The sequence below is a fragment of the Aquabacterium sp. A7-Y genome (genome assembly GCF_026153205.1).
In the GTDB taxonomy this organism is placed as follows: Bacteria; Pseudomonadota; Gammaproteobacteria; order Burkholderiales; family Burkholderiaceae_C; genus Caldimonas.
Genome location: NZ_JAPFBW010000021.1, coordinates 75,815 through 94,030, shown reverse-complemented (window position 1 = coordinate 94,030; position 18,216 = coordinate 75,815). Strand labels below are relative to the sequence as shown.

The window sequence follows — 18,216 nt, the reverse complement described above, 5'->3', positions numbered from 1 at the left end:
CCCGGCGATGCGACACCACCCTCTCAAGGCCCTGGGCGAGGACGATGACGACCCGATGCTGTCGGCCGTCAACCTGGTCGACGTGTTCCTGGTCGTGGTGGCCGCGCTGCTGGTCGCGCTGACCCTGAGGGCTGAGCGCGAGGCGGGCGAGACCGTCACCGTGATCCGCAACGCCGGCAAGCCCGACATGGAGATCGTCGTGCGCGAGAACGGTCGCGAGGTGAAGCTGCGCGGCGACGGCAGCGCGGGCGCGGGCAACGGCGTGCGTACCGGGGTCGCCTATCGGCTCGACGACGGCAGCGTGGTCTACCTGCCGGAGCCCGCGGCTTCGGGGAGCCGGCCGTGAGCGGCGCTGCCTCGCCAGTCGCAGCGCCTTTGCGCCAGGCGGCCCGGTTGCGTCCGACGTCGCTGCTGCTGAGGACGCTGCGCGCGCTCCTTGCCGGGGCCGCGCTGCTGCTGGCCGGTGCGCCGGTGCTGGCGGCGCCGCTGCTGGTCTGGCTCACCAGCGACGTCACACCGCCGGCGCGCACCGCGCTGATGGAGGAGCTGGCGCGCCAGGCCGGCTTCGAGCTGCGCCATGTCGAGCTGCCGCTGCGCGGCGGCGGCGACGATGCGGCGCTGCGGCAGTCGCTCGACGCCGGGCTGGCCGCGGCGGACTGGGTCTGGGTGGACGCGCCGCATGCCGCGGTGCGCGCGCGCATCGACGGCGCCTTCTCGCAAGGGCTGGCGGCCTTCGAGCGGAGCCGCCCGGGACGCCTGGTTGCCACCGACCGTGCCGAAGGCGGCGCCCCGGCTCAGCGCATCGCGGCCTATCTGCGCGCCGGCGGTGCTGGCCAATGGCGACTGGCCTTCGAGCTGGCCGCCGCCGTGGCGCACGGGCGGCCGCTGCCCGAGCTGCCGCCGCCCGTGCCCTTTCCGGCCCGCGGCCTCTACCACCCGAGGGCGCCGGGCCTGCTGGCCGACGCCGCGGCGGCGGCGCGCTGGCAGGCCGCTGATCCCGCGTTCGCGGGCCGCGCGCCGGTGGCGGTGCTGGTGCACCGCCATCACCTGGTGGATGGCAGCACCGCCTGGCTGGACCGCTGGCTGGCCCTGTTCGAGGCGGCCGGCTTCGCCCCCTACGCCGCCTTCAGCCAGCCGCTCGACGCGGCGTCGCTGGGGCCCTTGCTCGAGGTCGACGGCCGCCTGCACGCGCGCGCCATCGTGACCCACCTGTTGCTGACCCCGGGCGCCGCGCTGCAGCCGCTGTTCGAGCGCTGGGGCGCGCCGGTGCTGGCCACGCTGCCCTACCGGGGCGGCGACGCGGCCGCCTGGCAGGCCGACCCGAACGGCCTGGCCTTGGCCGACGTGCCCTTCTACCTGGCCCAGCCCGAGGCGGCCGGCGGCATCGATCCGCTGCTCGTCACCGCCCAGGGCGGCCGGCGTGAAGGCGCGCGGCTGATCGAGCCGCAGGCGCGCGCCGTCATCGCCAAGCTGCAGCGCCTGCTGGCGCTGCGCGACACGCCGCCGGCCGACAAGCGGCTGGTCGCGATGGTCTACAACTACCCGGCCGGCGCCAGCAACTTCGGGGCGTCCTTCCTGAACGTGCCGCGCAGCCTGGAACGGGTGACTCAGGCCCTGGCCGAGGCCGGCTACCGCAGCGAGCCCCTCTCGGAGGCGGAGGCGGTGCGGCGGCTGGGGCCGCTGCTGGCGGCCTACTACGAGGGCGCCGAGCTGCGTGAGCTGCTCGACCGCGGCGATGCCGCGGCCTTGCCGCTGGCGCGCTACCGCGCCTGGTTCGAGTCCCTGGCGCCGGCCGTGCGCGAGCGCATCCTGGCGCACTGGGGAGCACCGGAGCGCAGCCGCTTCGTGCTGCAGCAGGGGGGCGAGCCGGTGTTCGTGATCCCGCGGCTGCAGCTGGGTCAGCTCTCGGTGTTGCCGCAGCCGCCGCGCGAGGAGACCCTCAGGCGCGGCCAGTACGGCTTCTCGCACCGCAACCGCGTGCCGCTGTCGCACCACTACCTGGCGGTCTACCTGTGGGCGCGCGAGGCGCATGCGCTGATCCACTTCGGCACCCATGGCACCCAGGAATGGGCCAACGGCAAGCTGCGTGCGCTGTCGGTGGACGACGACGCGCTGCTGCCGCTGGGCGACGTGCCGGTGGTCTACCCCTACATCGTCGACAACCTCGGGGAGGCGCTGACCGCCAAGCGACGCGGCCGCGCGACCATGGTCAGCCACCGCACGCCGTCGTTCGCGCCGGCCGGCTTCCAGGCCCGCATGTCGCGCATGCACGAGCTGATGCACGAGTGGGAGACGGCCGCCGAGGGGCCGACCCGGCAGTCGCTGGAGCGGGCGCTGCTGGCTCAGTTCGTCGAGCATCAGCTGCACCGCGACCTGGGCTGGAGCGCCGAGCGCATCCAGGGCGACTTCGCCCACTTCATCGAGCAGCTGCACCCGTGGCTGGACCGCCTGGCCCAGGACGCCCAGCCGCAGGGCCTGGCGGTGTTCGGCCGGGTGCCCGAGCCGGCGGCACGCCGCCTGACCATCCTGCAGGCGCTGCGCCAGCCGCTGATCGAGGCGCTGGGCGAGGACATCGACGAAGCCTTCTTGATCGACTACACGAAGGTGGCCACATCGCGCCCGGCGCGCTGGCTGGACGTGGCCCTGCGGGACGCCGAGGCCGCGGCCGCGCTTGACCTGCGCCCGCCGCTGCCCGACGGGCCGGTGCCCAACCGCGCGGCGCGCCAGCCCATCGACCGCCAGGCGCTGCGCGGGCTCGCCCTGCGCGCGCAGGCGCTGGAGCGCCTGCTCGCCACCGAGGGCGAGATCCCGGGCCTGCTGCACGCGCTGGAAGGTCGTTTCCTGCCCGCTGCCTATGGCGGCGATCCGATCCGCAACCCGGACAGCCTGCCGACCGGCCGCAACCTCACCGGGCTGGACCCCAGCCGCCTGCCGACCCGCCAGGCCTGGGAGACCGCGCAGGCCTTGTTCGCCGACTGGCTGGCGCAGTGGCGGCGCGAGCACGGCGGCCAGGCGCCGCAGCGGCTGGCGCTGTCGCTGTGGGCTGGCGAGACGCTGCGCCATCAGGGCGTCCAGGAGGCGCAGGCGCTGGTGGCGCTCGGCGTCGAGCCGGTGTGGGACGCGAGCGGGCGGCCCACGGCGGTGCGCCTGCTGCCCGCTGCCCAACTGGGCCGCCCGCGTGTGGACGTGCTGCTGTCGGTGACCGGTTCCTACCGGGACCAGTTCCCGGCGCTGATGGCCCTGGTGGACCAGGCGGTAGCAGTGGTCAGCCGCGCGGAGCCGGAGGGCGGCATCGCGGCGGCCAGCCGCGCCGTCACGCGCGAGCTGATGAGACAGGGCGTGACGCTGCCGGCTGCCGAACGCCTGGGCCGGGTGCGCGCCTTCGGCAATGCCCCCGGCGACTATGGGACGGGGCTGTCCGAGGCGGTGCAGTCCGACGGCCTGGCGCGTGAGGACCGCCGCCTCGGCGGGCTGTTCCTGGAGCGCATGAGCCAGCCTTTCCTCGACGGCGCGCCGCTGGCCGAGGGCGCCGGCAGCACGGCAGGCCGCGCGGCCTTCGCGGCCCACCTGCGGCGCACCGACGCGGCGCTGCTGTCACGCAGTTCCCACCTCTACGGAATGATGAGTTCCGACGACCCGTTCCAGTACCTCGGCGGCCTGGCGGCCGCGGCACGCAGCGCCGGCCGCAAGGAGCCGCTGGCGCTGTACGTCAACCAGCTGGAGGACGGTGCCGAGACCCTGACGCAAAGTGCCGCGCAGGGCATCGCCCTGGAGATGCAGTCGCGTTATCTGCACCCCGGCTGGCTGGCGGCGCAGCGCGACGAGGGGTATGCAGGCACCCTGCAGGTGGTGAAGGCGCTGCAGTTCGCCTGGGGCTGGCAGCAGGTCGCACGCGACAGCGTGCGCGAAGACCACTGGCAGGGCTTCTACGACACCCTGGTGCGCGACCGCCACCGCCTCGGGCTGCCCGAGTGGCTGCGCAGCCACCCGCAAGCGTATGCCCAGGCCCTGGAGCGGCTGGTGCAGGCGCAGCGGCAGGGCTGGTGGCGGCCGGATGCCGAGACGCGGCGCGAACTGGCCGGCGTGTTGCGGTCGCTCGAGAAGGCGGCGCCGCGGCCCGATGCCTCGCAGGAGGTCCAGCGTTGGGTGCGGCAGTCGCTGACGCCGCCGCCCGTCGCACCGCCGGAGACCGCGCGGGCGCAACACCCCGCCGTGCCGCCAGCGACCGAGGCGCCCGCCGCCCGGCCCGAGCCTCCACGCGGCATCCGCCTTCGGCCGGTCGAGTCGCCCCCGGAAGTCCGGGCGGTTCTCGACACGCTGCTGCAACTGCTGCTGGCCGCCGCGGCGCTGGCGGTCCCGCTCGGCGGCGCGGCCTATCAGTTGCGAGGAGGACGCCTTCGTGAGCCGGCGGCTGCAGTTGCCGCTGCATGAGGCCCGGAGACGCCTGTCAGCCGACGTGCGCCGGCGCTTCTAGTGCATCAGTCAAGCGGGGGTGAGGGTGGAGCGGCCGCGCAGCTCCATGTCGGCCGCCTGCTCGGGATCCAGCGCGCCGCGTGCGTCGGTCCACACCTGCTCGGCGAGATCGAGGGCGGGACCGCTCTCCAGCGTCGCCTGCTGGGCCAGCATGCGCGCGGCGCAGCGCTCGATCCATTCGTTTTTGCTCATCTTGTCGCTCATGTCGACTTCCTTCCCTGAATGAGGAGGGCATTGTGCCCGCTTGCCCGGCAGGACGTGCAGGCGCCCCCCCCGGTTGAGGGCCGAGCGCGACCGCCTGTCGGCCCGCCGGCCTTGCCCCGCGCGGCTTGCAGGGCGATCGATGGGTCCGGATGCAGGCCTGGACGGCGACGCGGTTAATACCTCGGTACAAATGTTTCAGGCTAGGATGGTCCGGCCGCGCCGTGCTGGAGCTCCTCTGGCGCAGCGCAGCGGCCAAGAAGCCTTGCCCCCGCGTTGCGGGGGCTTTTTTTGCGCGTCTTCTGCGTAAACGGTTCGGCCCGAACCCGCCTACGGCCCTGTGGGAGGCCGCCTCCTGGTGCAGAATGCCCGCAACCCGGCGCAAGCCACCCCGGAGGCCGGCTTGCTGTGGCCCGCCTGGCGGCCCCGCTTTTCGGCCGGTCACCGGCGGTGACAGTCGCGACAGGAGGCCGGTCGACGGCCGCAGGCGCATCGAAGTGGGCACCGTTTTTGCCACAAGTCGGTGCGCCGGACGCCCAGCGGTCCGGCCGCGCGCCTGGCGGGTGCGCCGCGGACGGCTGACCTGCCGCCGCAGCCCGGGCAGCCTGCCCGGGCGCAGACAACAAGGTGCCGCCAGCGGCGGCGCCGACCTGACAAAAAACGGAGGTGCAAGACATGGTGGACGCGCTGACCCAGGCCCTGTCCTTTCTCGGTGCTGCCTTTGCCTGGGAGGGGCCCAACGCCCTGCTCGGGTCCTCGCTGGTGATGATCGCCGGCGCGCTGATCGGGGAGGCGGTGTTCCGCCGCCTGGGGCTGCCGCGTATCGTCGGCTATTCGCTGGTGGGCATGGCCGCGGCGGCGACGGGCTACGGCGTCGGCAACGGCACGATGCCGACCGCCGTCCGCTTGGTGGTCGACCTGGCGCTGGCGCTGCTGCTGTTCGAGCTGGGTGCGCGGGTGCACCTGCGCTGGCTGCGCACCAATCCCTTTCTGCTCGTCACCAGCCTGGCCGAGGCCGTGCTCACCTTCGGCGTGGTCTACCTGGCGATGCGCTGGCTCGGGCTGGACGCCTCCTCGTCGGCGGCGGTGGCGGTGCTTGCAGTGCCCGCCTCGCCGGCCGTGATCGCACGGGTGGCGTCGGAGTTCGGCGCCGAGGGCCAGGTGACCGAGCGGGTCACGATGATGTCCGCGCTCAACACCCTCTACGGCGTCTTCGCCAGCAAGCTGCTGCTGGCCTGGCTGGACCTGGATACCGGGCAGAACCCGGTCCAGGCGGTGGTGCATCCGCTCTACGTCTTCGCCGGCTCCTTCCTGATCGCCGGCCTGCTCGGGTTCGCGGTCGCCAAGGTGGCACGCGGGCTGGACCTGCGCAACGAAAACTCGACCCTGCTGCTGCTGGGCCTGATCACCCTGGCGCTGGCACTCACCAAGATGTTCGGCCTGTCGACGCTGCTGATGCCGCTGATGGCGGGCCTGTGGCTGCGCAACTCGACCGAGCGGCCCTGGGTCTGGCCGCGCCACTTCGGGACCGCGGGCGGCGTGCTGGTGCTGATGCTGTTTGTCATCGTCGGCTCGTCCTGGTCGGTCGAGGGCCTGGCCACCGGCGGCATGATCGCGCTGGTCGCGATGGCTGCGCGCGCCGCAGCCAAGGGCACCGCGGTGCTGACCCTCGGCTGGTTCAGCGGCCAGTCGCTGCGCCAGAGCATAGGCGTGAGCCTGGCACTCACGCCGCTGTCGGCCACCGCGCTGGTCATGTACTCGGACCTGCAGGCCTCGCACGGCAATTTCGCCGGTCAGCTGGCGCCCATTGCGCTGAGCTCGATCGCCATCATGGAGCTGCTCGGCGCGCTGGCCGTACTGGCCGCGCTGCGCAGCGCCCACGAGATCGCGGCACGCCGTGCATGACCACCGCCAGGCCGCCGCTGCGCGGCGGCCGCCCCCCGAGGGGCTGCGGAAACCGGGGGCGGCCCGGCGTTTCCGCACCACAGCCCCCGAGAACAAGGAGAGACACGCATGACCTTGGAAGCCTTCGCCACCTCGCAGCCCCTCACCCTGGGCGTGGAGCTGGAGCTGGGGATCGTCAACACCCACGACTACGACCTGTCGCCGAGCGCCGTGGACCTGCTGCGCCTGATGAACAAGCGCAAGATCCCCGGCGACGTGAAGCCGGAGATGACGGACAGCATGATCGAGCTGTCCACCGGCGTGTGCCAGAACTATGACGACGCGCTCAGCCAGCTGACCGAGATCCGCGGCGCCCTGGTGGACTGCGCGCGCAAGCTCAACGTGGGCCTGTGCGGCGGCGGCACCCACCCGTTCCAGGACTGGAGCGAGCGCCGCATCTTCAACACGCCGCGCTTCCACATGCTGTCCGAGCTGTACGGCTACCTCTCCAAGCAGTTCACCATCTTCGGCCAGCATGTGCACGTGGGCTGCCCCGGCCCGGACGAGGCGCTGGTACTGCTGCACGGCATGTCGCGTTTCATCCCCCACTTCATCGCGCTGTCGGCCTCCTCGCCCTATGTCCAGGGCACCGATACCGGCTTCCACTCGGCACGCCTGAACTCGGTGTTCGCCTTCCCGCTGTCGGGGCGGGCGCCTTTCGTGACCACCTGGGACGACTTCGGGACTTTCTTCGAGAAGATGACGCGCACCGGCGTGGTCAAGAGCATGAAGGACTTCTACTGGGACATCCGTCCCAAGCCGGAGTTCGGGACCATCGAGGTGCGCGTGCTCGACACCCCGCTGACCATCGAGAAGGCCGCGGCGCTGGCCGCCTACATCCAGTGCGTCGGCAGCTGGCTCAGCAAGGAAAAACCTTTTGAGCTGGCCGAGGACGATTACCTGGTCTACACCTTCAACCGCTTCCAGGCCTGTCGCTTCGGCCCCGACGGCACCTTCGTCGACCCCAAGACGGGCGAGCACCGCACCCTGCGCGAGGACATCCTCGCCACCATGGCGGCCACCGAGCAGCACGCCATCGACCTCAAGGCCGACACCGCGATGCGTTACCTGCGCAGCGAGCTGCAGCGTTTCGGCAACGACGCCACGTGGGCGCGTCAGGTGCAGGAGCGTGAGTACCTGCTGGCCGAGGTGGTGCGGCAGCAGTGCCTGCGCTGGAGCGGGGAGCTGGTGGTCTGACGATGGAACTGCTGGGCCTGCACCATGTGGCGCTGATCGCGGCCGACCTCGAACGCTCCAGGCGCTTTTACGTCGGGCTGCTGGGCCTGCGTGTCGTGGCCGAGAACTACCGCGCGGCGCGGCGTTCATGGAAGGTGGACCTCGAAGGCCCGGGCGGCCTGCGCCTGGAGCTCTTCACCTTCCCTGACGCACCGCCACGCCCCAGCCGTCCCGAGGCGCAGGGGCTGCGGCACCTGGCTTTCGCGACGGCCGACGTCGAGGCCTGCCGGCGGCGGCTCGCCGAGGGGGGCGTCGAGTGCGAACCGGTGCGGGTGGACGAGTACACCGGCCGGCGGTTTTTCTTCTGCGCCGATCCCGACGGCCTGCCCATCGAGTTCTACGAAGTCCCGCGTGCGTGAACTGGGGGATGTCCCAGCCCCCTGCTTCCGGGGGGCTGGCGAGGCTGTCGTCGTGCAGGGTCCACTTCCTGCCGTCGCCTGCGCCGGGCGGCGTGGACACCGACGGAGCCCGCAAGGCGCGGGATAAATCGTTGTTTTGCCGCACCTTGGCACTGGTCTTGCACAGGGCGGGTCCCCGATCCCCCGGCTTTTTCCGCGTCCGTTGCGGTCAAAATGCGGGTTTACCGATTTTCACGAGGGTTTCATGAACACCTTGAGCATCTCTTCCACGTCCCTGTGGCAGCGCGCTGGCATGCTGCTGGCCGGCTTCGTGCTCGCCGCCTGCGGCAAGCAGGCCGAGCCGCCTGCTCCGGCGGCCCCCCCCACCACCGAGGCTTCGGCGCCCGCGCCGAGCCCGGCACCCGCCAAGACCTATGTCGTCGGCACCGACGCTGCCTACGCACCCTTCGAGTCGCAGAACTCGACCGGTGAGATCGTCGGCTTCGACATCGACATCGTGAAGGCCGTCGCCGCCAAGGCCGGCATCGAGGTCAAGTTCGTCAATACGCCCTGGGAAGGCATCTTCAACACCCTGGCGCAAGGCGATCGCGACCTGCTCGTCTCGGCGATCACGATCACCGAGGAGCGCAAGCAGACGATGGACTTCTCCAGTCCCTACTTTGACGCCCAGCAGCTGATCGCCGTGCCCGACAGCTCCAAGGTGAGCAAGTTCGCGGACCTCAAGAAGCTCAAGGTCGGCGTGCAGACCGGCACGACCGGCGACGAGGTGGTGACCAAGCTGCTCGGCAAGAACAGCACCAACATCAAGCGCTTCGAGTCCACCCCCATGGCCCTGCAGGAGCTGCAGGCCGGCGGCGTCGACGCGGTGGTCGCCGACAACGGCGTGGTGGTGAACTACATCGCCAACAACACGGGCACCAAGTTCAAGACCGTCAACGACGCCAGCTTCGCTCCCGAGCAGTACGGCCTGGCCGTGCGCAAGGGCAATACCGAGCTGCTGGAGAAGCTGAACAAGGGCCTGGCGGACATCAAGGCCGACGGCACCTATGACCAGATCTACACCAAGTACTTCGGTGCCAAGGCGACCGACGCTGCCGCGGCGCCTGCCTCGGCCGCCTCGAACTGACGCGCTGAACCGCTGCCAAGGAAGACTTCGTCGTGGATTTGCGCTGGGAGATCCTGTCCGGCTACGTGCCGTTGTTCACCGCCGGCTTGTGGATGACCATCAAGCTCACGCTGGTCGCCATCACGGCGGGGCTGGCGCTGGGCCTGGTCCTGGGGCTGATCGGCAGCTCGCGGTATGCGCCGCCACCGAAGGCGCTCTGGGCCGCGGTCCTGCTCAAGCCGCTGCAGTGGGGAACGCTGGCCTACGTCACCTTCTTCCGCGGCACGCCGCTGTTCGTGCAGATCCTGCTGGTGCACTTCGCGTTGATGCCGACGCTGGTGCACCCGCAGCACGGGTTGCTGCTGAGCGGTGACGCCGCCACCTCCTTCCGGCAGGAGTGGGGCGCCTTCTTCTCGGGGGCGCTGGCGCTGACGCTCAATGCCGGTGCCTACATCTCCGAGATCTTCCGCGCCGGCATCCAGTCCATCCACGGCGGGCAGACGCAGGCCGCCTACAGCCTGGGCCTGACGCACGCGCAAAGCATGCGCCACGTGATCTTGCCGCAGGCGGTGCGTCGCATGGTGCCGCCCCTGGTGAACGAGGCCGTCACCCTGGTGAAGGACTCGTCGCTGGTGTCGGCCATCGGCCTCGCGGAGCTGGCCCTGGCGGCCCGCACCGTGGCCGGCGCCTATTCGCGCTACTGGGAGCCGTACATCGCCATCTCGGTGATGTACCTGGTGCTGACCCTGGTGCTGTCGCTGCTGGCCCGCCGGCTGGAGGCGCCCGCCCACCTGCGCGGCCGCTGAACAGGCAGGCGTTTTTCCTGACCCTTGCGCAACGCCGGCCACGAGCCGGCGTTTTTACGTCCCGGCGGCGTCGAGCCGGCGTTTTTCGCTGGCGGCCTGCCGCACCCTCTTGAAACCGCGCCGGCAGGCCCTTACCTTTGCGGCCGCACCCCATAAACAGAATTCGGGATACGCCATGGAAAAACAGACACTGTCGTTTCAAGCCGAAGTCAAGCAACTCCTGCAGCTCGTTGCCCACTCCCTGTATTCGAACAAGGAGATCTTCCTGCGCGAGCTGATCTCCAACGCGTCGGACGCCTGCGACAAGCTGCGCTTCGAGGCGCTCAACCACAATGCCCTCTACGAAGACCAGCCCAACCTGGAGGTGCGGGTCAGCTTCGACAAGGACGCCCGCACCATCACGATCAGCGACAACGGCATCGGCCTGTCGAGCGAGGAAGCGATCGCCAACCTCGGCACCATCGCCAAGAGCGGCACGCGCGAATTCATGGAGCGGCTCTCCGGCGACCAGCAGAAGGACGCCCAGCTGATCGGTCAGTTCGGCGTCGGCTTCTACAGCGGCTTCATCGTTGCCGACCGCATCACCGTGGAATCGCGCCGCGCCGGCCTCAAGCCCGAGGAGGGCGTGCGCTGGAGCAGCGACGGCAGCGGCGATTTCGAGGTCGAGAGCCTCACCCGCGAGAAGCGCGGCACGGACGTGATCCTGCACCTGCGCGAGGGCGAGGACGAGTTCGCCAGCACCTGGAAGCTGAAGTCCATCATCTCCAAGTACTCCGACCACATCTCGCTGCCCATCCTGATGCGCAAGGAGGAGTGGGACAAGGACCAGGGCGCGACCGTGCTGAAGGACGAGTGGGAGACGGTCAACCAGGCCGCGGCCCTCTGGACCCGCTCCAAGAGCGAGATCAGCGAGGAGCAGTACCACGAGTTCTACAAGCAGATCAGCTACGACCAGCAGGCGCCGCTGGCCTACACCCACAACCGGGTCGAGGGCCGCAGCGAATACACCCAGCTGCTCTACATCCCGTCCAAGGCGCCCTTCGACCTCTGGAACCGCGACAAGCGCGGCGGTGTGAAGCTCTACGTCAAGCGCGTCTTCATCATGGACGACGCCGAGGCGCTGATGCCGGTCTATCTGCGTTTCGTCAAGGGCGTGATCGACAGTGCCGACCTGCCGCTCAACGTTTCGCGCGAGCTGCTGCAGGAAAGCCGTGACGTGAAGGCGATCCGCGAAGGCTCGACCAAGCGGGTGCTGTCCATGCTGGAGGACCTGGCCGAGAACCACAAGGACAAGTACGCGAGCTTCTGGAAGGAGTTCGGCGCGGTTCTCAAGGAAGGCGTCGGCGAGGACAACGCCAATCGCGACCGCCTCGCCGGCCTGCTGCGCTTCGCCTCGACGAAGGCCGACGAGGGCGTGTCGCTGGCCGACTACGTCTCGCGCATGAAGGAGGGCCAGGAGGCGATCTACTACATCACCGCCGACACGCTGGCCGCAGCGAAAAACAGCCCTCAGTTGGAGATCTTCCGCAAGAAGGAGATCGAGGTGCTGCTGCTGACCGACCGCGTCGACGAGTGGATGCTCAACTTCCTCTATGAATTCGACGGCAAGCCGCTGCAGAGCGTGGCGAAGGGTGCAGTCGACCTCGGCAAGCTGCAGGACGAGGAGGAGAAGAAAAAGGCCGAGGAGGCCGCCTCCACCTTCAAGCCCCTGCTCGACCGCCTGAAGGAGTCACTCAAGGAGAAGGCCAAGGACGTGCGCGTCACCACCCGGCTGGTCGATTCGCCGGCCTGCCTGGTGACGGAGGAGGGCGAGATGAGCGGCCATCTGGCACGCCTGCTCAAGCAGGCCGGCCAGTCGGCGCCCGAATCGAAGCCGGTACTGGAGATCAACGCCGAGCATGCGCTGGTGCGGCGTCTGCAGGACAGCGAGCGCTTCGACGACCTCGCCCATATCCTGTTCGACCAGGCCCTGCTGGCCGAGGGCGGGCAGTTGGAGGATCCGAGCGCCTATGTGCGCCGCGTGAATGCCTTGCTGACCTCCTGAGGCCTTTTTTCGTTCCGACGCGGGGCTGGCCGACGGCGCGCCCCTGAAGCCGCCTCCGGGCGGCTTTTGCGTTGCAAGAAGACCAACGCGGGCACAAAAAAAGCCGCCCCGGGGGGCGGCTTCCGCTGAGCGCCGACCCCGAGGGGCTGGCGGACTCGGCGTGTTCAGCTTATTCGGCTTGCTTGCGGCGACGGGCCATGAAGCCCAGGGCGCCCAGGCCAGCCAGCATCAGCGCGTAGGTCTCGGGCTCCGGCACCGGAGCCAGGCTCAGGCCGACCACCAGGTCGTCATAGTCGGCGTCGTGGGTGGCGCCGTCATTGAAGGCCAGGATGAAGTCGAACTTGCCATAAGCCGGCGAAGCTTCGCCCAGCGTGGACACGTCCACCAGGACGTAGCTGGCGTAACCAGAGCTGGGGCCGCCGTTGCCGACGTTGTCGCCGTCAGTCGTGTCGGTCAGCAGGAAGTCCAGGGCACCGGCGCCAACCGTCGTGGTGAAGCTGCCGCCAACGGCGCTGGTCTTGTTGTTGACCACGACGTCGCCGATCTCGAACGTGTTGGTGTGGCCGGCGTTGTCCTTGCCGAGGAAGGTCACGGTCAGATCGCCGCCCAGAGCGGATTCGATCAGGCCGTTGCGGACGCCGCTGTTCAGCACGCCAGTGAAGCTCACCGGGGTGCCTTCGTAGCCGGTGAACGAGATTTCGGAACCCGAAGACACGGCGAGTTGTGCGCTGGCGGTACCAGCTGCGAGGGCCAGACCCAACGCGAGCAGATGACGTTTCATTGTTGAAATCCTCCTGAGGGAAGTAAAAGCCCACTACGGGCGATAACGCATGGGGCAAACAGGAGCGTATTCGGAGCTGCTAGAAGATGCAGCCCCCAGGTAAGGGTATCTCTAGGGGTATTCCGGGCATGGAGCTCGCCGCCAGGGTTACAGGTGCAACGGTGGTTCTTGCATCGCTTGCAACTGCTCACGCAAGCGTATTACCTGCTCCGACCAATAGCCGGAGCTTCCGAACCAAGGGAAGGCATGCGGGAAGGCGGGGTCGTCCCACCGGCGCGCCAGCCAGGCACTGTGGTGTATGAGGCGTAGTGTGCGCAGTGGCTCGATCATCTGTAACTCGCGATGATCAAAGTCGGCGAAGTTCCGGTAACCCTTCAAAACAAAAAAGAGCTGTTGCTGCAAGGATTCCGCGTTGCCGGACAGCAACATCCAGAGGTCCTGGACTGCCGGGCCGGTGCGTGCATCGTCAAGATCGACGAAGTGCGGGCCCGCCTCGGTCCAGAGAATGTTGCCGAGGTGGCAATCGCCGTGCAGACGCAACTGCGGCAGCGGGCCCACCGTTTCCCAGGTCCGCGCCACCTGGTCCAGCGCCCGGTCGACGGCGTCGCGCCAGGCCGGCAGCACCTCGGGCGGAAGTGCCTCGTGCTCCAGCAGCCAGTCGCGCGACTCCAGCCCCAGCGTCTGCAGATCCAGGGTCTGCCGCACGGTGAAGCGGCTGCGCGCCCCGACCGCGTGGATGCGGCCGAGGAAGCGGCCGGTCCACTCCAGCGTCTCGGGGTCGTCGAGTTCGGGAGCGCGGCCGCCGCGGCGCGGGTAGACCGCGAAGCGGAAGCCCGCATGGTGTCCCAGGGTGCCGGTGTCGCCGCCCGCCTCGAAGGACAGCGGGGCTACCACCGGGATCTCGGCCTCCGCCAGCTCCAGCGCAAAGCGATGCTCCTCCTCGATCTGGGCATCGGTCCAGCGCTCCGGGCGGTAGAACTTCGCGATCACCGCGCCGCCGTCTTCGAGAAAGACCTGGAAGACGCGGTTTTCGTAGGAATTGAGTTGGATCAGCCGCCCGTCGCCGCGCAGACCGGTGAGGTCCAGCGCGTCGAGCACCGTGTCGGGGGTCAGGCTGGCGTAGGGGTGGAGGCGGTCCGGCGTGAGGGGCGTCGGGTCGGTGTGGTTCGGGTCGGACTCGAAGGGGCGTGACATCACGCCATCCTAGCGAGCTTCGGCCAGGCTCAGGAGGCCTGCCCTTTCGTCGGCAGGCCTGCCGATTCGAGCGCCGGGGTGGGCTCGGGGGGCGGCACCGGGGCGGCTGTCTCCGCCGCGGCCGGCGGTGAGGCCGGCGCCACGTCCATGAAGCCGCTTTCCACCAGGCCGTCGAGGCGGCTGTCGGGCGCAAAGAAGGAGTCCTGCGAGAAGCTGGAGTCCTGCCAGCCGGTCGCCGCCCGCTGCTCGCGCCGCTTGCGCACCGTGGTGGCCAGCGTGTCGCGGGCCTCGGCGAAGCCCGCCGGAGCGGCGCCAAGACCGGCGGGATCGGGGTCGACCAGGCGCTGCACCTCCTGGAGACTGGGCAGTTCGTCAGCGAAAAACCGCAGGTAGCGGACCCGGCAGGCTTCCAGCACCCCGGTCTTGATGGCCGTGGCGCGGCGGGAGTGGTTCTGCCGCCCCTCGACGTCGATGGCCGCGACGACGCGCCCGTTGGGCGTGCAGATCGCGAAGGTGACGTGGAGGGCGCCGATCATGCCGTGCCAGTAAGCCACCCGGCTGGGCTCGGTGGGCTGGGTAAAACGGGTCAGCGGCAGCTTGGCCAGCACGATGTGCTGGGGAAAGGCCTCGCGCAGCTGGCGGTGCATGCGCCGCTCGTCGGCCGTGAAGACCGGGCGCAGCATCAAGTGCCATTCCTTGGGCAGGGAAGGAGGGCGGCGGCGCCGGGACAGTTGCCACGCCAGCAGCCCCAACAGGAGCAGGGTGGCGCCGGCAAGGGCGGCGATCAGGAATTCGGTCTGCATGGCCTCACGCTGCAGCCGTGGCCGTCGTGTTTGTTCTCATCAGTCGGTGCGCGAAGATCGCGCGAGGATCAGGGGGGATCATAGGGCGGCCCGGTTGTCGCGGGCACCGCTCATCCCGGGGATCCTGCCGCCTGACCTCGACAGCGGACGGCCGGCTTCAGTCGAAGGTGCGACGGCGCCGCGCGCCGATGCCCGCCTTCACCTCGGCAAAGCCTTCCAGCAGGCTCTGGAAACGCTTGGCGTTGACCTTGAGCCGGTAGTCGACCTCGGCAGCCTGCTGCTCCAGCAGCTGTTCGAGGTGGGTGGCGAAGGTGTCGGGCGGCAACTTCAGATAGGCTTCCGATTCGCTGCCGTCGCGCTCCACCTGGGCGCCGGCGCGCCGGGCGATCTTCAGCATCGCGGTGTTTTCGCTCAGCGCGTGGATGTACAGCGTGTCGATGCGGCGGTTGCGCGCGTGCATCACGGCACGTTCGAACAGGCGCGCACCGAGGCCGCGACCACGCGCGCTCGGCGAGACCGATACCCCGAACTCGACCATCGCAGGGCGCCCGGCGATCTGCTGCGGCGCTTCGTAGGCCAGATGGGCGACCGCGATCAGTTCCAGCCGGCGGTTGAACACGCCGAACACCTCATCGCGTTCGAAATCGAGCGATTCCACATATTTCTCGATCTGGGCATCGCCGGCCGCATAACCGAAGCGCAGGTAGCGGTCGTGCGGCTCCAGGCCCAGCAGGTGGCGCAGAATGCGGGCGCGGTGGCGCGGCGCCAGCGAACGGATCGGCACCCAGGAGAAGGGGCGTGGCTCGGGCGCACCCTCGGTCCGATCCGGCACGTCGGCAGGCATCCCGGCGATTCGGGGTGCTCCGATGGCATTTGCGGAAGGGCTCATGACGTTCTCCTTGACCTAGGGTTAACCCTGACAAGTTGAATGATATGCCAAGTTGGGCAGGGGAGTCGGGCACGATTGCACGCGACGCGCCAATCGGCTGGCGCGGCTTGCTCTTTGCTGCTATAGTCGCCCGCTTTCCCGTCTTCAACCCCGGGAAGATCTGTCATGCCCTGCCTTCCGGCGTCGCCGGGGCAAGGCGGCAGAGGCGCCTAAGAGGCTGCCGGCCCGGGCTCTTCCACGAGCCCAGGCCCCAAGAAGCAGCACCGACCGCGCCCCGCGTTGTCCTGCGCGCCGCAGGGACGCACACGGGTTGAACAAACCAACTTGGAAATGCTCATGAAAACCTTCAGCGCCAAGCCGGCCGAGGTGAAGCACGAGTGGTTTGTGATTGACGCCACCGACAAGGTGCTCGGACGAGTGGCCAGCGAAGTCGCTCTCCGCCTGCGCGGCAAACACAAAGCCATCTACACGCCTCACGTCGATACCGGTGACTTCATCGTCATCGTCAATGCCGACAAGATCCGTGTCACCGGCCAGAAGGCCGAACAAAAGGTGTACTACCGTCACTCGGGCTTCCCGGGCGGCATCTACGGCACCAAGTTCAAGGACATGCAGGCCAAACACCCCGGCCGTGCGCTGGAGAAGGCCGTCAAGGGCATGCTCCCGAAGGGTCCTCTGGGCTACGCCATGATCAAGAAGCTGAAGGTGTATGCCGGTGCCACCCACCCGCACACCGCTCAGCAGCCCAAGGCGCTGGAAATCTAAGGAGCGGCGATGATCGGCAATTGGAATTACGGTACCGGCCGCCGCAAGTCGTCGGTGGCCCGCGTCTTCATCAAGAAGGGCAGCGGTCAGATCACGGTCAACGGCAAGCCCGTGGACCAGTACTTCGGCCGCCAGACCTCGATCATGATCGTGCGTCAGCCGCTGATGCTGACCGCCAACGGCGAGGCCTTCGACATCAAGGTCAACGTCCACGGTGGTGGCGAGTCGGGCCAGGCCGGCGCGGTGCGCCACGGCATCACCCGGGCACTGATCGACTACGACGCGGCACTGAAGCCCCAGCTGAGCCAGGCCGGTTTCGTGACCCGCGACGCTCGTGAAGTCGAGCGCAAGAAGGTCGGTCTGCACGGCGCCCGCCGCCGCAAGCAGTTCAGCAAGCGCTGAGACACGTCGGCTCACAAGAGCTTGCTTCTGGCAACACAAAGGCCGCCTCCGGGCGGCCTTTGTGCTTTCTGCGCCGACCTGGGCAGACCCTACAATCCATCCTCTTTTTGCAGCCCGTGGCCCGGCAAGCGATTCCGGCGCCCTTCGTTCGGAGGTTCACATGCTCAAGATCGGTATCGTCGGTGGTACGGGCTACACCGGGGTGGAACTGCTGCGCATCCTGTCGCAGCATCCCCAGGCGCAGATCACCGCGATCACCTCTCGCAAGGAAGCCGGCATGCCGGTGGCCGAGATGTACCCCTCGCTGCGCCGCCGCATCGACCTGGCCTTCGTGACGCCGGACGAGGCCCGGCTCTCGGACTGCGACGTGGTGTTTTTCGCGACGCCGCACGGCGTCGCGATGGCCCAGGCCCGCGAGCTGCTCGACGCCGGCGTCAAGATCATCGACCTGGCGGCCGACTTCCGTTTGAAGGACGTGGCGGAGTTCGAGAAGTGGTACGGCATGCCGCACACCTGTCCCGACATCCTCGGCGAAGCGGTCTACGGCCTGCCCGAGCTGAACCGCGAGGCCATCAGGCGGGCCCGCGTGGTCGGCAATCCCGGCTGCTACCCCACCAGCGTGCAACTGGGCTTCGCGCCGCTGCTCAGGACGCCGGGCCTGGTGTTGGCCAGGCAGCTGATCGCCAACTGCGCCTCGGGCGCCTCCGGCGCCGGGCGCAAGGCCGAGGTGCACACGCTGCTGGCGGAGGCCAGCGACAACTTCAAGGCCTACGGCGTCAAGGGTCACCGGCACGGCCCCGAGATCAACCAGCAGCTGCGGATGGTGGCCGGCCACGACGACGTGAACTGCCTGTTCGTGCCCCACCTGCTGCCCACCATCCGCGGCATCCATTCGACCCTGTACGCGCGCCTGACGCCGGCCGGGCAGGGCGTCGACCTGCAGAAGCTGTTCGAGGACTTCTACCAGGGCGAGCCTTTCGTCGACGTGATGCCGCCGGGCTCGGCCCCCGAGACACGCTCGGTGCGCGCCTCCAACATCGTGCGCATCGCGGTGCACAAGCCCGAGCCGGACCTGGCCATGGTGCTGGTGGTCGAGGACAACCTGACCAAGGGCGCGTCGGGCCAGGCGGTGCAGTGCATGAACCTGATGTGTGGTCTCGACGAGACCGCGGGGCTGATGCTCGTGCCGGTACTGCCCTGAGCGCGACGGATCG

At 69.2% G+C, this 18,216-nt stretch carries 16 protein-coding genes; 11 read left to right on the top strand and 5 right to left on the bottom strand.

Features of this window, described 5'->3' with window-relative positions; genetic code table 11:
• Positions 1 to 7 precede the first annotated feature (7 nt).
• Both OOT46_RS19050 and cobN read left to right on the top strand, forming a co-directional pair.
• The gene (locus OOT46_RS19050) at positions 8 to 346 is read left to right on the top strand and encodes a DUF2149 domain-containing protein (RefSeq protein WP_265405210.1); all 339 of its coding nucleotides are present in this window, start codon (positions 8 to 10) and stop codon (positions 344 to 346) included.
• Entirely contained in the window at positions 343 to 4,431 is a 4,089-nt protein-coding gene (gene cobN, locus OOT46_RS19045) for a cobaltochelatase subunit CobN (RefSeq protein ID WP_265405209.1), read from the top strand. Before OOT46_RS19050 ends, cobN begins: the two co-directional genes overlap by 4 nt.
• Positions 4,432 to 4,482: 51 nt before the next feature.
• Here cobN and OOT46_RS19040 read toward each other — a convergent pair whose 3' ends face one another.
• Positions 4,483 to 4,677, bottom strand: coding sequence for a hypothetical protein (locus OOT46_RS19040; RefSeq protein ID WP_265405208.1), 195 nt, complete (start codon positions 4,675 to 4,677; stop codon positions 4,483 to 4,485).
• Positions 4,678 to 5,349: 672 nt separating this feature from the next.
• Between OOT46_RS19040 and OOT46_RS19035 the strand changes: the two genes are divergently transcribed.
• The 6 genes from OOT46_RS19035 (at position 5,350) to htpG (ending at position 12,168) form a co-directional block, all read left to right on the top strand.
• On the top strand, positions 5,350 to 6,579 hold the full coding sequence (locus OOT46_RS19035; protein ID WP_265405207.1) for a cation:proton antiporter: 1,230 nt from the start codon (positions 5,350 to 5,352) through the stop codon (positions 6,577 to 6,579).
• 108 nt (positions 6,580 to 6,687) lie between these two features.
• Positions 6,688 to 7,815 (top strand): YbdK family carboxylate-amine ligase, encoded by a 1,128-nt coding sequence (locus OOT46_RS19030; RefSeq protein ID WP_265405206.1) that lies wholly within the window; start codon positions 6,688 to 6,690, stop codon positions 7,813 to 7,815.
• A gap of 2 nt (positions 7,816 to 7,817) precedes the next feature.
• A complete protein-coding gene (locus OOT46_RS19025) occupies positions 7,818 to 8,213 on the top strand; it encodes a VOC family protein (RefSeq protein WP_265405205.1) in 396 nt (131 codons plus the stop codon).
• A gap of 244 nt (positions 8,214 to 8,457) precedes the next feature.
• The gene (locus OOT46_RS19020) at positions 8,458 to 9,339 is read left to right on the top strand and encodes a basic amino acid ABC transporter substrate-binding protein (RefSeq protein WP_265405204.1); all 882 of its coding nucleotides are present in this window, start codon (positions 8,458 to 8,460) and stop codon (positions 9,337 to 9,339) included.
• Positions 9,340 to 9,371: 32 nt separating this feature from the next.
• On the top strand, positions 9,372 to 10,124 hold the full coding sequence (locus OOT46_RS19015) for an amino acid ABC transporter permease (RefSeq protein ID WP_265405203.1): 753 nt from the start codon (positions 9,372 to 9,374) through the stop codon (positions 10,122 to 10,124).
• Between the two features lie 175 nt (positions 10,125 to 10,299).
• Complete coding sequence (gene htpG, locus OOT46_RS19010) at positions 10,300 to 12,168, top strand: molecular chaperone HtpG (protein WP_265405202.1); 1,869 nt, start codon at positions 10,300 to 10,302, stop codon at positions 12,166 to 12,168.
• A 169-nt stretch (positions 12,169 to 12,337) separates the two neighbouring features.
• Here the strand turns inward: htpG and OOT46_RS19005 are convergent, their stop codons facing one another.
• The 4 genes from OOT46_RS19005 to OOT46_RS18990 form a co-directional block, all read right to left on the bottom strand.
• Complete coding sequence (locus OOT46_RS19005; RefSeq protein ID WP_265405201.1) at positions 12,338 to 12,949, bottom strand: PEP-CTERM sorting domain-containing protein; 612 nt, start codon at positions 12,947 to 12,949, stop codon at positions 12,338 to 12,340.
• A gap of 147 nt (positions 12,950 to 13,096) precedes the next feature.
• Positions 13,097 to 14,143, bottom strand: coding sequence for a serine/threonine protein kinase (locus OOT46_RS19000; RefSeq protein ID WP_265405200.1), 1,047 nt, complete (start codon positions 14,141 to 14,143; stop codon positions 13,097 to 13,099).
• 29 nt (positions 14,144 to 14,172) lie between these two features.
• On the bottom strand, positions 14,173 to 14,946 hold the full coding sequence (locus OOT46_RS18995) for a DUF2726 domain-containing protein (RefSeq protein ID WP_265405199.1): 774 nt from the start codon (positions 14,944 to 14,946) through the stop codon (positions 14,173 to 14,175).
• A 157-nt stretch (positions 14,947 to 15,103) separates the two neighbouring features.
• Positions 15,104 to 15,790: a GNAT family N-acetyltransferase gene (locus tag OOT46_RS18990; RefSeq protein ID WP_265405241.1), complete on the bottom strand. Its 687-nt coding sequence runs from the start codon at positions 15,788 to 15,790 to the stop codon at positions 15,104 to 15,106.
• A gap of 381 nt (positions 15,791 to 16,171) precedes the next feature.
• Here OOT46_RS18990 and rplM point away from each other — a divergent pair, with 381 nt between their 5' ends.
• The 3 genes from rplM to argC all read left to right on the top strand — a co-directional run bounded on the left by rplM (position 16,172) and on the right by argC (position 18,203).
• Entirely contained in the window at positions 16,172 to 16,600 is a 429-nt protein-coding gene (rplM, locus tag OOT46_RS18985) for a 50S ribosomal protein L13 (RefSeq protein WP_265405198.1), read from the top strand.
• Between the two features lie 9 nt (positions 16,601 to 16,609).
• Positions 16,610 to 17,002 carry a 30S ribosomal protein S9 gene (gene rpsI / locus OOT46_RS18980; RefSeq protein ID WP_265405197.1) on the top strand — a complete coding sequence of 131 codons (393 nt, stop codon included), beginning with the start codon at positions 16,610 to 16,612 and terminating at the stop codon, positions 17,000 to 17,002.
• 160 nt (positions 17,003 to 17,162) lie between these two features.
• Positions 17,163 to 18,203: an N-acetyl-gamma-glutamyl-phosphate reductase gene (gene argC, locus OOT46_RS18975; protein ID WP_265405196.1), complete on the top strand. Its 1,041-nt coding sequence runs from the start codon at positions 17,163 to 17,165 to the stop codon at positions 18,201 to 18,203.
• Positions 18,204 to 18,216 lie beyond the last annotated feature (13 nt).